The organism is Nocardia rhizosphaerihabitans (assembly GCF_014646295.1).
GTDB lineage: Bacteria > Actinomycetota > Actinomycetes > Mycobacteriales > Mycobacteriaceae > Nocardia > Nocardia rhizosphaerihabitans.
This window is the reverse complement of the sequence record NZ_BMNE01000004.1, coordinates 285,417-298,772: the sequence shown is the minus strand read 5'-3', so window position 1 is coordinate 298,772 and position 13,356 is coordinate 285,417. Positions and strand designations below refer to the sequence as shown.

The window sequence follows — 13,356 nt, the reverse complement described above, 5'->3', positions numbered from 1 at the left end:
CCCCTCGACTCCCTGGAGTACTCATGTCGCTGTTCGATCTGTCCGAGCGCGCCGAGAAGTACCGCGCCGACCTGCTCGATTTCATGGACACGCACGTCTATCCGGCCGAAGCCGTCTACGACGAGCAGATGCGCGCCGCGGGCAACCCGCACTTCCAGCCGCCGATCCTCGAAGAGCTCAAGGCCGAGGCCAAGCGGCGCGGCCTGTGGAACCTCTTCCATCCGCATCCCGGTCGCGGCCCCGGCCTGACCAACCTCGAATACGCGCCGCTGGCCGAGATCATGGGCCGCAGCCATCTCGCGTCGGAGGCCTGCAACTGCAATGCCCCCGACACCGGGAACATGGAGGTGCTCGAGCTGTTCGGCACCGAGGAGCACAAGAAGAAGTACCTCGAACCGCTGCTCGACGGGACCATGGCCTCGGCGTTCGCGATGACCGAACCGGGTGTGGCCAGCTCCGACGCCACCAATGTCGAACTGTCGATGGTGCGGGACGGCGACGAGTACGTGCTCAACGGGCGAAAGTGGTTCGCCACCAATGCCTTGCACCCGAACTGCCGGGTGCTGATCGTGATGGGCAAGACCGATCCGCAGGCAGCGCCGCACCGGCAGCAGTCCATGATGGTCGTCCCGATCGACGCGCCGGGTGTCACGATCCTGCGCGGGCTGCCCGTGTTCGGCTACCACGAACGCGAGGGCCACGCCGAGATCGACTTCGCCGACGTGCGGGTGCCCGCCACCGACGTGCTCAAGGGTGAGGGCGAGGGTTTCGCGATCAGCCAGGCCCGGCTCGGACCCGGCCGCATCCACCACTGCATGCGCAGCATCGGCATGGCCGAACGCGCGCTGGAGATGATGTGCAAGCGGGCGCAGTCGCGGGTCACCTTCGGCAAGCCGATCGCCGAGAACGCCAATATCCAGGACTGGATCGCCGAGTCGCGCATCGAGATCGAGATGATCCGGCTGCTCACGCTCAAGGCCGCGCACCTGATGGACACCGTCGGCAACAAGGCGGCGCGCACCGAGATCGCCGCGATCAAGGTCGCCGCGCCGACCATCGCGCTCAAGGTCCTCGACCGGGCGATCCAGGTGCACGGCGCCGGTGGCGTCACCGACGACTTCCCGCTCGCCATGGCCTGGGCTCAGCTGCGCACCCTGCGCCTGGCCGACGGCCCCGACGAGGTGCACAAGCGCGCCATCGCGCGCCAGGAACTGGGGAAGTACCGCAGCAAGGAGAGCAACTGATGACCGGACTCGACCTGACCGGCCGCACCGCCATCGTCACCGGTGAGGTCATGGTGATCGACGGCGGGCAGCGTCTCGGTGACGCGCCACTGTTCCGGAGTGGAGCGTCGCTCGGTGTCTGAGGTTGTCGTCGGAGTCGATCCCGACACGGTGACTCGGTGGTTGGGCACGCTCGGCATCGAGTACGCGGGGCGGCTGCGATTCGACCGGATCGGGCTCGGGCAGTCGAATCTCACCTATCTGGTCAGCGACGCGGCCGGGCGCCGGTGGGTGCTGCGCAGGCCGCCGCTCGGTGAGCTGCTGGCCTCGGCCCACGATGTGGTGCGGGAGGCGCGGATCATCGCCGCGCTCGAGCACACCGAGGTGCCGGTGCCGCGGATCTTCGGCGTGCTCGCCGATCCGGCGCTCGTCGAGGCGCCGCTGGTACTGATGGAGTTCGTGGACGGGCAGGTGATCGACACCATGCCGATCGCGCGGTCGCTCACTGCGCAGCGACGCAGGGCGATCGCGGAATCGCTGACGGCCACCCTGGCCCGGATCCACGCTGTCGATCCGGCGGCCGTCGGGCTGGCCGATCTCGCCAGTCACAAGCCGTACGCGCCGCGGCAGCTCAAGCGCTGGAGCGGGCAGTGGGAGCACTCCAAGACCAGGGAGCTGCCCGAGATCGACGAGCTCACCCGCAGACTCGCCGCCGCGGTGCCCGAGCAGCACGAGGTGTGCCTGGTGCACGGCGACTTCCATCTGCGCAATATCATCACCTCGCGCGACACGGGTGCGGTGACGGCCGCGCTGGACTGGGAGCTGTCCACCCTCGGTGATCCGCTGGCCGACATGGGCAGCATGCTCGCCTACTGGGCCGAGCCGGGCGAAGTCATCGGCGGTGACTTTCCCGCCTCCGCGCTCGACGGGTTCCCGGACCGCGCCGAGATGTCGCGGATGTACCTCGAGCTGACCGGCCGCGACCCGGCCGCGCTGCGGTACTGGCATGTCCTCGGGCTGTGGAAGCTCGCGATCATCGCCGAAGGTGTGCTGCGACGGGCACAGGACAACCCGATGAACAAGGCAGCCGCGGGCACGCCGACCATCGAACGAATCGACGCCGTGGTGCGTCTGGCCTGCGACGTCGCCGACGACGCGGGAATCTAGCGAAGGGATTCAGCATGAAGGCTTGGCAGGTCGATGAGCTCGGCGAACCACGGGATGTGCTGCGACTCGACGACATCGAAGATCCCGTTGCCGGACCGGGGCAGGTGCTGGTGCGCGTGCTCGCCGCACCGGCCAACTTCCCGGATGTGCTGCTGTGCCGCGGGCAGTATCAGGTGAAGCCGCCGCTGCCGTTCACGCCTGGTGTCGAACTGTGCGGCTCGGTGGTCGCGGTCGGTGCCGGTGTCACCGGGTTCGCGATCGGCGATCGCGTTGTCGGCACCACGACCTTGCCCGGCGGCGCGTTCGCCGAGCTGGCGGTGCTGGACGCGGAGAATGTCTTCCCCGCACCGGATTCGCTCGACGACGCCGAGGCCGCCGCCCTGTGCATCGGCTATCAGACGAGCTGGTTCGCCCTGCACCGGCGGACCCAGCTGCGGGCAGGCGAGACCCTGCTCGTGCACGCGGCGGCCGGTGGTGTCGGCAGCACCGCCGTGCAGCTGGGTAAGGCCGCGGGCGCGGCGGTGATCGGTGTGGTCGGCGGGCCGGACAAGGCCGACTACTGCCGCGAGCTCGGCGCCGACCTCGTCATCGACCGGCACACCGAGGACTTCGTGCCGATCGTCAAGGAATTCACCGGCGGGCGCGGCGCCGACGTGATCTACGACCCGGTCGGCGGCGACGCCTACGCCAAGTCGACCAAGTGCATCGCGTTCGAGGGCCGCATCCTGGTGATCGGTTTCGCCGGCGGCACCATCCCGCAGCCCGCGCTCAACCACGCGCTGATCAAGAACTACTCGATCATCGGCCTGCACTGGGGCTTGTACAAGCAGTACAACCAGCAGGCCATCCGCGACTGCCACACCGAACTGACCCGGCTGGCCGCGGCGGGTCAGCTGAAACCGCTGATCAGCGAACGGCTTTCGCTGGCCGATGTCCCCGACGGCCTCGGCAGGCTCGGCGACGGCAGCACGGTCGGCCGAGTCGTCTTCCACCCCTGAGCAGCGACTCGCCGGGCGCCGCGACCCCGGCCGCGCGCTATAAATACAGCATGGATCGACCCGCGGACACCGACGGCGAAGGCGCGCTGCCCTCGATGGCGCGCACTTCGCTGTTGCGCGAGCTGCCCGCCACCCCGCGCGGCCTGCGGACACGTTCGGCCCTGATCGACGCGGGCCGCAAGGTGTTCGAGCGGCTCGGTTACCTCGACACCCGGCTGGTCGACATCACCCAGGAAGCCAACTGCTCTTCGGGCACCTTCTACACCTATTTCGCCGGCAAGGAAGAGATCTTCGCGGCGATCCTCGAACACGCCCAGGAAGACATGCTGCATCCCGGCATGCAGCATGTCGCCGGTGACGACGACCCCGCCTCGATCGTCGAGGCGAGCAATCGGGCCTACTTCGAGGCCTACAAGCGCAACGCCAAGCTGATGGGCCTGCTCGAACAGGTCGCCAACATCGACCCCGAGTTCAGCAAGCTGCGCCAAGACCGCGCCGACGCCTTCATCCACCGCAATGCCCGCAGCATCGCGAGCCTGCAGGAACGCGGCCTGGCCGACCCCGAACTGGACCCGATGCTGACCTCACGCGCCCTGTCGGGGATGGTCAGCCGCCTCGCCTTCAACTACTTCGTCATCGGCGACGGCCACCTCGACGGCGAAGCACGCCCCATGGACGACCTCGTCTACACCGTCACCCGTCTCTGGGTGAACGCCCTGCGCATGCCCACCACCCACTGACGCAAAAAATCCCCTCTACCAGGAACTGGTGAGGGGATTTTGTGGTGGCCAGGGCCGGGATCGAACCGGCGACCTTCCGCTTTTCAGGCGGACGCTCGTACCAACTGAGCTACCTGGCCGCAGGCACCCGTACTGAATGCCATACGCGAAGCGCCGGATCACTCCGGCGCTTACTTGCGACCCTGACGGGACTCGAACCCGCGACCTCCGCCGTGACAGGGCGGCGCGCTAACCAACTGCGCCACAGGGCCTTGCTGTACTGCTACACAGTCCGGAGACTGTACCCCCTACGGGATTCGAACCCGCGCTACCGCCTTGAAAGGGCGGCGTCCTAGGCCGCTAGACGAAGGGGGCTCGTCCCGGATCTCTCCGGACCGGCTTTCAACGTTTCCGTTGGGAGCTCGCATAGCTTATGACAGGTGTGCGCAGACTTCCAAATCGCCTGGTCAGGCGCCCAAACCGAGGTCATCGAGGCGTGCTTGTGCGCGCCACCCGTCGCTGCGGAAGTTCTGGATCCACACCGGGGTCGCCATCGCCTCGACAATAACCTCCAGCACCTCGGCGAAGCGGGCACGCAGGTCCGCGGCCGAACCGTTGCCGATCGGGTCGACCAGATAGCGCTGGCCCGCCAGGGCCGCGGCGAGGGTGCGGGTGAAGCGGTCGGGGTCGGTGTCGGGGCGCAGCTGGCCGTCGTCGATCGCGCGCACCGCGAGGACCCGGGTGGCGCGGCCGACGATGCGTCCGCCGCCGTTGCCCGCGTCGCGATGGAAGTCGGGCTCGATCACGAGCCGGTACTCGGCCTGCACGATGGTGTCGTGCTCGAGCCGCAGCGCGATCTCGTCGACCATCCCGTGCAGCACGTCGAGCGGGCCGAGGTCGGCACGGGCCAGCCAGCGTTCCGCGCAGGCGCGGTAGCGCTCGACCGCGGTCTCCAGCACCGCGCGCGCCAGATCTTCCTTGGAGTCGAAGTGGAAGTACATCGCGCCCTTGGTCGCGCGCGAACCTTCCAGAATGCGGTTGAGCGATGCCGCGGCATATCCGCTCTTCCCGAACTCGACGGCCGCGGACTTGATTATCGCCGCGCGTGTCCGGCGGGCCCGCTCTTGCTGCCGTGCCATGCTCGAAACGCCTCCGAACCTTCTCACCGCCATCGATCAATAACCGACCGTTGACGCGAATAGTGGTTTTAATACAAACTTTCGGTATGAAATCTCGCAGAAAAGCCGGTACCCCGCCGGCTGGTATAGTTCGCCCGCCCGGGTGCGCCGCAGGGGGCGCACCCGGGCTCCACTACCTGTGAGAACCGCCTCCTCCTGCGGTAACGACTGCCCCTTTGCCGAAGGTTCGCGCATCCTTCGCGATTACCCCGGCACTTCGAACCCTTGATGAATTCCTCGACATCACAACCGGCACCGGCGCGCCGAACAACGCAGCACCGGTGATTGTTTCGAAATTCACCAGGCGATCACCGTACCCGCATTCGCGAGCCGACACGCGGCAAATGGAACACCCATCCGAACATCCGGTTCGGTTATCCAGTTCAGCAAACGAGGCGCAACCCGAATGGTTTCGTCGGCTATGAATTCCGTAGGCGCACAGCCCGGTTGACCAGGCCGACGACCGTCGGGCGAACCCCCTGCTGTTCGCCCGACGGTCGCGAGACCCGCGCCCACACCGGACCACCTGATCGACCACGTATCCCCTGCTCATCGAAACCTGTTGCGTGACAACAGTATTCGATACCATGCCGGGACCTGAAGCGCGAACGGTGGTGGGTACCAGTTGTTTACCGGGAATCGTCGGCGGCGGGAGCTTCGTTACCGTCGTCCACCAGGGTTGATCGGGCACCACGACGGAGCTGGGGACCGGTATTCGGCCCGACGGAGGGGCGTCCGCTAGACTCCCCTCCGCGCCCCTTTAGCTCAGTTGGTAGAGCTGGTGACTTTTAATCACTAGGTCGTAGGTTCGAGTCCTACAGGGGGCACCACGATTTACAGGGTTGACCTGCGGTTATGGCCTAGTTGGATCATCAAGTAGAGCCTGACGTGCCAACAAGGCTGCCGACAACGCTCTCCGAAGCGGTCCCAAGTCCTGATGATTCCCGCCCTGCGCCCCTGGTCTGCGGTTCCCCCAGGCCGTATTGCTGTGATTCCCGCCACGCTCGCGCTGGTTCAGCGGTCGTCGGGATGAGGTGGGAGGCCGGGGCAGCTGGGGCGATACTCCAGATCGGGGGAAACCCAGTCCGACCACTGTTGGCGGCTCATTTCGAACGTCAGCTTGTCGCACAGCAGCTCTGTCCATGCGGTGGGGCCGGGCCACGTCCACATGGCGGATTTGTTGTCGTAGCCCCAATGTCTGGTTCGGACGATCGTGCTGTCCCCACTGATCCAGACTTCTTCGATCCAGCCTGGTGACCCGTGCAACGGTTCGCCGATGGCGCGGCCGTCGTCCAGGTCCCAGAAGCGCAGGGTCTGGTCGCCGGAACCGGAGACGATGTAGCGACTGTCGGCGCTGATCGCCAAGCTGCGCACCATCGAGGTGTGCCCTTCCATCGGGGGCCCGATCTGCTCGCCCGTCCGCGTATCCCACCGGCGCAGGGCAGTGTCCTCGCCGGTCACGAACATGGAACCGTCGGGAGCCATCGCCGCCGACCAGATTCCCAGGGCACGGAGTTCCTTGACCATGACACCGGTGCGCACGTCCCACAGTCGTACCGAATCGCTGTGTGTGAGCAGGCGTGTTCCTGCGGCGTCGAATTCGAGGGTGCTGAAGCCGGCGGTGTGTCCAGTCATCGGGCCGCCGATCGGTGTACCGGTTTCGGTATTCCACAGTCGCAAGGTCTTGTCGCCGACGGCGGCGAGATAGCGGCCGTCCGGGCTGAGCGCGATCCGGTCGACCTCGGGCAACCCTTCGAACGGGCCGCCGACGGGTGCGGCGGTTTCGGTGTTCCACAGCTGCACTACGTTTCCGGTGGTGACCGTAGCCAGGCGGCTGCCGCGAGCACCGAATTCCAGCGCGCCCACCGGCTCACCGAATCCGGTCAGCGGACGGCCGACCTGCTTGCCTGTCTCAGTGTCGTAGAAGGTGACCGATCTGTCTGGGCCGGCGACGGCGACGCGACTGCCGTCCTCGCTGATCGCCGCTCGGGCGCTGTAGTCGTCGGGGTAGTCGGCCAAGGGCCCGATGTTACGGCCGGTCTGCGAGTCGACGATCCAGACCGACGCATTCATGCGGTCTTGCTTGACCAGTCGCCGTCCATCGGACTCGACCGTCAGCACCGGGCCGTAACCGGCCCTGGGCGAGCTGCTGTCCGCCGGCCAGGGCGCGCCGAGCGAGCTGGACTGGCCGATGTTCCAGACGCGCAGCGTCCCGTCCCACGCGGTGGAGGCGAGGCGGCGGTCGTCGGGACTGAACACCACACCCATGACAGCCCCCGCGTGGCCTGCCAGCGGTGCCCCTTCCGCGCTGCCGGTTTCCGCGTTCCACAGTCGCACCGTGTTGTCGGACGCTCCGGAGGCCAGCCTGGTGCTATCGGGACTGAAAGCGACGGCACTGACCACCCCCTCATGCCCGAGAAGCGGTGTGCCCATGGGTCGGCGCGTGTCGGCGTCCCAGAGCATCAGCGCCATCCCGAGCTCGGGCACATGGTCTTCCGCCCTGACCGCACCGGAACTTCCAGACGCGATGCGCCGCCCATCAGGGCTCCACGCGACGGTCTTCACGGGATACTTGTGCTGTCGCAGGGTTTCGGGTGCGGCCGTGGGAGATTCGACGTTCCAGATTCGTACGGTGGTGTCCTCTCCACCGGAGACGAGGTGCCTACCGTCGGGGCTGAACGCGACTGAGTGCACCGCGCCGTCGTGGCCGGTGAATTGCTCCGAGCGACTGCCGACGATGTCCCACCACCTGACTGTGCCATCCTGCCCGCCGGACGCCACCGACCGGCCGTCCGGCGAAAATGCGACGGTGTTGACGCCGTCCCGATGACCCGTGAGGGGCGGCGCGGCGGACTTGCCGGTGTCGGTTTCCCAGATCTGCACCGCGTTGTCCGGGGTGGTCGCGGCGATCCGGCCGCCATCCGGACTGAACACCGCGCGCAGGGCGCGCGGCTCCGGTTCGAAGACTCGATCGATCCGGGTCCCGGTCGCTGCGTCCCACAGCCGCATCTCCACGCCGCTGGTGAGGATCCGGTCGCCTGCCGGGCTGAAGGCGATGCTGAAGTCGGGCTTGGCTGTGCGAAGGTGCTCAGCCGTCGCGGCAGGATCATAGATATAGCGGCTCGGACCGTACGGCTTACCGGTCTGGACGATCTTGTCCACCGCCGCTGCGGCATTCAGCGTCCGCAGCAACCCGCCCTCGTCGAAGTCGGGTGCGATCTGCGCAGCGGCGAGGGTCTGCTGGATCGCCCGGATATCGTCGCGCGGCCGCGCACCACCCAGCATCGCTTCGGCCTCGGAGACCAACCGCAACGCGATCGCCTGATTGCGCTGGCGCTCGGCCTCCCGCTGCCGGTCGACGGCGATATAGGCGGCAGCAAGCGCGAGGATTGTGAGCAGCACCAGACTCACGACGGCGGTGCGCCGCACGCGACGAAACCGGCGATGCTCACGCAGATCCTCCCCCGCCAGTTCGTATTTCGGCTTGCCGTGGATCGGAGCGGCCAGGTCGGTGAGCTTCTCCCGGAGCAGCGGGGCACGTGGGTCCCACGGCGCGTCCTCGGTGACGTCGACGTAGAGCGGCTCGGTAGGCAGCACGCCCGGGCGGGTCGAAACCGGCAAAGCCACGGTCGATCGCTCCGGATCGAAGCGTTGAGTGTGCCGATCCCACTTCACCTTTCCGCCCGCGACGACGAACAGCAACTGTTCCGGACCTCGCGTACGCAGCCAGTACTCGATCTCGCGGTCGACCCATTCCGAAACGGCCGAGTGCGGCGACAGCACCACGATGCAGTACCGAGCCTGATCCATCGCCTCGGCGACCTTGCCCCACAGATCAGGGCTCGCGGTCAGGTCCGTCGCATCGCGGAACACCCGTAGCGCGTGCAGTCGCCCCATCCGGCGGCCGATGCGGTGCAGGCCCTTCTGGATGCCCGCCGCGACAGCGCGGTCGGCGTGCGAATACGACAAGAACGCGTCGTAGGCAGAGATCGGCGCGGGACCCGGCGGCGGATCCGCCGCGATCGTCATCGACTCACCCATCGTCTTCTCCCAGCACGGGACGACCGTTCCCCTCGACAGTCCTCCCACGACAGGCTCGGATCACGAGTACCCGGCTACTCGGGTTCGGCATCGGGGCCGCGCGATCCAACGTCACGTGGCGACGCGCCGCACGCAGACGCCGCCGAAACCAGGGGTTCCGGCATCTCGGCCCCCTACCCTGAGCGTGACCCGGGCGCTACCGGGCACCCCTCGACACAGGCGGAGCCGATGACTTCCTTCGATGATTTGCTCTCCCAGGTACCGATCGCCCAGATCGCCGACCAGCTCGGCGTCGACCAGGCGACCGCGACGAGCGCCGTCCAGGCCGCACTGCCGACGCTGCTCGGCGGGCTGCAGGCCAACGCGGCCGAACCGCAGGGCGCGGCGTCGCTGCTCGGCGCGCTCGACAACCACGGCGGGCTCGTCGAAGGTGACGGCGCTGTCGATCTGCAGCAGGTCGACGTCGCCGACGGCGAGAAGATCGTCGACAACGTCTTCGGTGACGAGAAGAACACCGTTATCAGCGCTTTGGGCGGCACCGGCGGGACCGGCGGCAACGACCTGATCGGCAAGCTGCTGCCGATCCTGGCGCCCATCGTGCTCGCCTACGTCGCCAAGCAGCTCACCGGCGGTGGCGGCGCGGCCGCACCGGCGCCCCAGCCGCAGGCCTCCGGCGGCGGTCTGGGCGACCTGCTCGGCGGGCTCATCGGCGGCAGCACCAACAGCGGCGGGCTCGGCGGGGTGATCGGCGAGGCACTGTCGAAGAACGCGGGCGGCGGTCTCGGCGGCATTCTCGGCGGGCTGCTCGGCGGCAAGCGCTGAGAGTTTTCCCACCGGGAGCTAACGTCGCGCGGCCCGCAGCGATAGACCCTACGCTGCGGGCCGAGCACCTAGACTCGGCAGCACGACGAGACGGCGTCGGCCGAGGTTGTGGCGTTGCTCAACTTCGGCGGAAATCCGCTCAGTTGCGTTTCGCATCACACCTACGGTGCCGTAAGGTATGGCCGCATCGCGACGTTCGACCGTAAGCACGACAGCGAAGGGTTTTTACATGGCAAGGGATCTGACTCAACTCGAACTGCTCACGGAGTTGGAGCCGGTTGCCGAAGAAAACGTCAACCGGCACCTGTCGCTGGCCAAGGAATGGCATCCCCACGACTACGTCCCGTGGGATGAGGGCCGCAACTTCGCCGCCATGGGCGGCATCGATTGGGATCCGGAGCAGTCCAAGCTCAACGAGGTCGCCAAGGCGGCCATGATCACCAACCTGCTCACCGAGGACAACCTGCCGTCCTACCACCGTGAGATCGCCGAGAACTTCTCCCAGGACGGCGCCTGGGGCACCTGGGTCGGTCGCTGGACCGCCGAGGAGAACCGGCACGGCATCGTGATGCGCGACTACCTGGTGGTCACCCGCGGCGTCGATCCGGTGGCGCTCGAGAACGCCCGCATGATCCACATGACCAACGGTTTCGCCTCGCCCACCGAGGTGGACGCCGGCTTCCTGCACTCGGTCGCCTACGTGACCTTCCAGGAGCTGGCCACGCGCGTGAGTCACCGCAACACCGGCAAGGTGTGCGACGACCCGATCGCCGACCGCATGCTGCAGCGCGTCGCCGCCGACGAGAACCTGCACATGATCTTCTACCGCAACCTCTGCGGCGCCGCCCTGGATCTGTCGCCCGATCAGGCGATCGAGGCCATCTCGCTCATCGTCGAGAACTTCCAGATGCCCGGCGCCGGTATGCCGAACTTCCGCCGCAACGGCGTCCTGATGGCCAAGCACGGCATCTACGACCTGCGTCAGCACCTCGAAGAGGTCGTCCAGCCGGTGCTCAAGAAGTGGAACATCTTCGAGCGCACCGACTTCACCGCCCGCGGTGAGGCCACCCGTGAGCGCCTGGCCGGGTTCCTCGACAAGCTGGGCCAGGACGTGCTCAAGTTCGAGGAGCAGCGCGACAAGATGCTCGCCCGCGAAGCCAAGAAGCTCGAACTGGCCCGCGTCTAGCCCGCACAACGACCAACGCCCGCCCTCCGCGTTCGGAGGGCGGGCGTTGTCGTCGGTGCGGGCTACTTGGTCGGCAGGGCGCCGTCGGTGCTGCCGACGTCGGTGATCTTCCAGTCCTTGCCCGCGTCGACGGTGATGTTGTAGGTGACCGTGTTGCGCAGGCCGTCGGGGTTCTGGGCGTTGGTGGTGCTCACGTCGACGAAGGCGGCGACCTTGTAGACCTCGCCCTCGTGCGACATCACCTTGGCGGTGATCGGCGTCGCGGCGGAGGTCCACTTCAGCGGGATGATGATCTGCTCGAGCTTGGCGCCGGTGGCGTCGAACTTGGCCGAGAGCTCCGGCGAGGTGCCCGCCTTCAGCTTGGCCACCCAGGCGTTGACGTCCTGGTAGTTCAGCGTCGCCGAGCCGACGGCGTAGTCGAGGGCGATCTGCTCGGCCTTCGCGTTGTCGGCGTCCTGGGCCTTCAGGTCGGAGAGATCGGAACGCGCCGAGCCGAGCAGCACGCCGAGCACGAGGGCGATGATCGCGAGGACGGCGATCACGGCGCCGCCGATCAGCGTCGAGACCCGCACCGCGACCGTGCCCTTGCCCGGCTGGGCTGGTGCGGTTTCGGTCGGGTCGGTGGCGTCGTCAGCGGGTTCGGCCATGGGTGGTTTCTCCGATTACGTGGGGACAGCGCACCGCCGGAGGCGACGATGCCAGCAGACACAGGCTACTGAGCCCGCGAGCACACCATGGACACCGCGTACCAGGTAAACCGTGTCGTCGCGGTCGCACCGGCGGCCATGACCCGGGGAAAAGCCCCAGGACGCGAGATCGATCACATCGGGCCGGATGCGACAATGACCGGGTGACTTCGACGTTGCCCCAGGCCCCCACGGCGCTGCGGATCGGACCGTACCCGGTCGATCCGCCGGTCGTGCTCGCGCCCATGGCGGGCATCACGAATCAGGCGTTCCGCAAGCTGTGCCGCGAGTTCGGCAGCTCGACCTCGATCTACGTGTGCGAGATGATCACCGCCCGCGCGGTGGTCGAGCGCAACGAGAAGACGCTGCACATGATGTCGTTCGACGCCGATGAGAACCCGCGCTCGATGCAGCTCTACGGCGTCGATCCGAAGACCCTCGGCGAGGCGGTGCGGATCATCGTCGGCGAGGGCTGGGCCGATCACATCGACCTCAATCTCGGCTGCCCCGTCCGCAAGGTGACCAGGCTCGGCGGCGGCTCGGCGCTGCCGTACAAGCGCAGGCTCTTCGCCAACATCGTCCGGGAGATGGTGCAGGCGGCCGAACCCGCCGGTGTCCCGGTGACCTTCAAGTTCCGCATCGGCATCGACGACGACCACCAGACCTACCTGGACACCGGTCGCATCGCCGAGGCCGAGGGCGCGGCCGCCGTGGCGCTGCACGCCCGCACCGCGGCCCAGCTGTACTCCGGCGCGGCCGACTGGTCGGCCATCGCCCGGCTCAAGGAAGCCGTCACCACCATCCCCGTGCTCGGCAACGGCGACATCTTCTCCGCCGACGACGCGCTGCGGATGATGAACGAGACCGGCTGCGACGGCGTCGTCGTCGGCCGCGGCTGCCTCGGCCGCCCGTGGCTGTTCGCCGAACTCAGCGCCGCGCTGCGCGGCGAGCCCATCCCCGACGGACCCGTGCTCGGGCGCGTCGGCGAGATCCTGCTGCGGCACGCGACCCTGCTCACCGAGCACGACGGTGAAGACAAGGCCATGCGCGACATCCGCAAGCACATGGCCTGGTACCTGATGGGCTTCCCGGTCGGCTCGCAGCTGCGCCGCAGCTTCGCCACCGTCTCCCGGCTGACTCAGCTCGAGGACCTGATCGGTCAGCTCGACCCGTCCGCCCCCTTCCCCACCGACGCCCTCGGCCCGCGCGGCCGCCAGGGCTCACCGCAGGCCAAGGTCGCGCTCCCCGACGGCTGGCTCGACGATCCCGAGGACGACACCGTTCCCTCGGCAGCCGATGTGATGCACAGCGGCGGCTGATTCCGGCCAGGTCAGCC

At 67.7% G+C, this 13,356-nt stretch carries 11 protein-coding genes and 4 tRNA genes; 9 read left to right on the top strand and 6 right to left on the bottom strand.

Features of this window, described 5'->3' with window-relative positions; translation table 11 throughout:
* The first annotated feature begins 23 nt into the window (after positions 1 to 23).
* The 5 genes from IEY60_RS18985 to IEY60_RS18965 are packed head-to-tail and all read left to right on the top strand — an operon-like array spanning position 24 to position 4,128.
* Positions 24 to 1,244 carry an acyl-CoA dehydrogenase family protein gene (locus IEY60_RS18985; RefSeq protein WP_189030116.1) on the top strand — a complete coding sequence of 407 codons (1,221 nt, stop codon included), beginning with the start codon at positions 24 to 26 and terminating at the stop codon, positions 1,242 to 1,244.
* Positions 1,244 to 1,366: a hypothetical protein gene (locus IEY60_RS36250; RefSeq protein ID WP_268241481.1), complete on the top strand. Its 123-nt coding sequence runs from the start codon at positions 1,244 to 1,246 to the stop codon at positions 1,364 to 1,366. The genes IEY60_RS18985 and IEY60_RS36250 overlap by 1 nt, the downstream gene beginning before the upstream one ends.
* Positions 1,359 to 2,390 (top strand): phosphotransferase family protein, encoded by a 1,032-nt coding sequence (locus IEY60_RS18975; protein WP_189030114.1) that lies wholly within the window; start codon positions 1,359 to 1,361, stop codon positions 2,388 to 2,390. The genes IEY60_RS36250 and IEY60_RS18975 overlap by 8 nt, the downstream gene beginning before the upstream one ends.
* Positions 2,391 to 2,404: 14 nt before the next feature.
* Positions 2,405 to 3,388: an NADPH:quinone oxidoreductase family protein gene (locus IEY60_RS18970; protein ID WP_189030112.1), complete on the top strand. Its 984-nt coding sequence runs from the start codon at positions 2,405 to 2,407 to the stop codon at positions 3,386 to 3,388.
* 50 nt (positions 3,389 to 3,438) lie between these two features.
* Positions 3,439 to 4,128, top strand: a complete 690-nt coding sequence (locus IEY60_RS18965; RefSeq protein ID WP_229739948.1) for a TetR/AcrR family transcriptional regulator — start codon at positions 3,439 to 3,441, stop codon at positions 4,126 to 4,128.
* Positions 4,129 to 4,170: 42 nt separating this feature from the next.
* On the opposite strand, the gene IEY60_RS18960 is transcribed toward IEY60_RS18965, so the two are convergent.
* The 4 genes from IEY60_RS18960 to IEY60_RS18945 form a co-directional block, all read right to left on the bottom strand.
* Positions 4,171 to 4,247: transfer RNA gene (locus tag IEY60_RS18960), tRNA-Phe, on the bottom strand.
* 58 nt (positions 4,248 to 4,305) lie between these two features.
* Positions 4,306 to 4,379 (bottom strand) — tRNA-Asp (locus tag IEY60_RS18955).
* A gap of 30 nt (positions 4,380 to 4,409) precedes the next feature.
* Positions 4,410 to 4,482: transfer RNA gene (locus IEY60_RS18950), tRNA-Glu, on the bottom strand.
* A 92-nt stretch (positions 4,483 to 4,574) separates the two neighbouring features.
* The gene (locus IEY60_RS18945) at positions 4,575 to 5,246 is read right to left on the bottom strand and encodes a TetR family transcriptional regulator (RefSeq protein ID WP_189030110.1); all 672 of its coding nucleotides are present in this window, start codon (positions 5,244 to 5,246) and stop codon (positions 4,575 to 4,577) included.
* A gap of 793 nt (positions 5,247 to 6,039) precedes the next feature.
* On the opposite strand from IEY60_RS18945, the gene IEY60_RS18940 reads away from it, so the two are divergent.
* A tRNA-Lys gene (locus IEY60_RS18940) sits at positions 6,040 to 6,115 on the top strand.
* A 184-nt stretch (positions 6,116 to 6,299) separates the two neighbouring features.
* Here IEY60_RS18940 and IEY60_RS18935 read toward each other — a convergent pair.
* Entirely contained in the window at positions 6,300 to 9,326 is a 3,027-nt protein-coding gene (locus IEY60_RS18935; protein ID WP_189030108.1) for a toll/interleukin-1 receptor domain-containing protein, read from the bottom strand.
* Positions 9,327 to 9,554: 228 nt separating this feature from the next.
* On the opposite strand from IEY60_RS18935, the gene IEY60_RS18930 reads away from it, so the two are divergent.
* Both IEY60_RS18930 and IEY60_RS18925 read left to right on the top strand, forming a co-directional pair.
* Positions 9,555 to 10,148: a DUF937 domain-containing protein gene (locus tag IEY60_RS18930; RefSeq protein WP_189030106.1), complete on the top strand. Its 594-nt coding sequence runs from the start codon at positions 9,555 to 9,557 to the stop codon at positions 10,146 to 10,148.
* A gap of 229 nt (positions 10,149 to 10,377) precedes the next feature.
* On the top strand, positions 10,378 to 11,334 hold the full coding sequence (locus IEY60_RS18925) for an acyl-ACP desaturase (RefSeq protein WP_189030104.1): 957 nt from the start codon (positions 10,378 to 10,380) through the stop codon (positions 11,332 to 11,334).
* Between the two features lie 62 nt (positions 11,335 to 11,396).
* On the opposite strand, the gene IEY60_RS18920 is transcribed toward IEY60_RS18925, so the two are convergent.
* On the bottom strand, positions 11,397 to 11,981 hold the full coding sequence (locus IEY60_RS18920; RefSeq protein WP_189030102.1) for a hypothetical protein: 585 nt from the start codon (positions 11,979 to 11,981) through the stop codon (positions 11,397 to 11,399).
* Positions 11,982 to 12,184: 203 nt separating this feature from the next.
* On the opposite strand from IEY60_RS18920, the gene dusB reads away from it, so the two are divergent.
* Positions 12,185 to 13,339, top strand: coding sequence for a tRNA dihydrouridine synthase DusB (gene dusB / locus IEY60_RS18915; RefSeq protein WP_189030100.1), 1,155 nt, complete (start codon positions 12,185 to 12,187; stop codon positions 13,337 to 13,339).
* Positions 13,340 to 13,356: the final 17 nt, after the last annotated feature.

Coding starts and splice junctions, on each gene's coding strand:
- IEY60_RS18985 (WP_189030116.1), top strand. CDS start 24: ATGTCGCTGTTCGATCTGTCCGAGCGCGCCGAGAAGTACCGCGCCGAC.
- IEY60_RS36250 (WP_268241481.1), top strand. CDS start 1,244: ATGACCGGACTCGACCTGACCGGCCGCACCGCCATCGTCACCGGTGAG.
- IEY60_RS18970 (WP_189030112.1), top strand. CDS start 2,405: ATGAAGGCTTGGCAGGTCGATGAGCTCGGCGAACCACGGGATGTGCTG.
- IEY60_RS18965 (WP_229739948.1), top strand. CDS start 3,439: ATGGATCGACCCGCGGACACCGACGGCGAAGGCGCGCTGCCCTCGATG.
- IEY60_RS18945 (WP_189030110.1), bottom strand. CDS start 5,246: ATGGCACGGCAGCAAGAGCGGGCCCGCCGGACACGCGCGGCGATAATC.
- IEY60_RS18935 (WP_189030108.1), bottom strand. CDS start 9,326: ATGGGTGAGTCGATGACGATCGCGGCGGATCCGCCGCCGGGTCCCGCG.
- IEY60_RS18930 (WP_189030106.1), top strand. CDS start 9,555: ATGACTTCCTTCGATGATTTGCTCTCCCAGGTACCGATCGCCCAGATC.
- IEY60_RS18925 (WP_189030104.1), top strand. CDS start 10,378: ATGGCAAGGGATCTGACTCAACTCGAACTGCTCACGGAGTTGGAGCCG.
- IEY60_RS18920 (WP_189030102.1), bottom strand. CDS start 11,981: ATGGCCGAACCCGCTGACGACGCCACCGACCCGACCGAAACCGCACCA.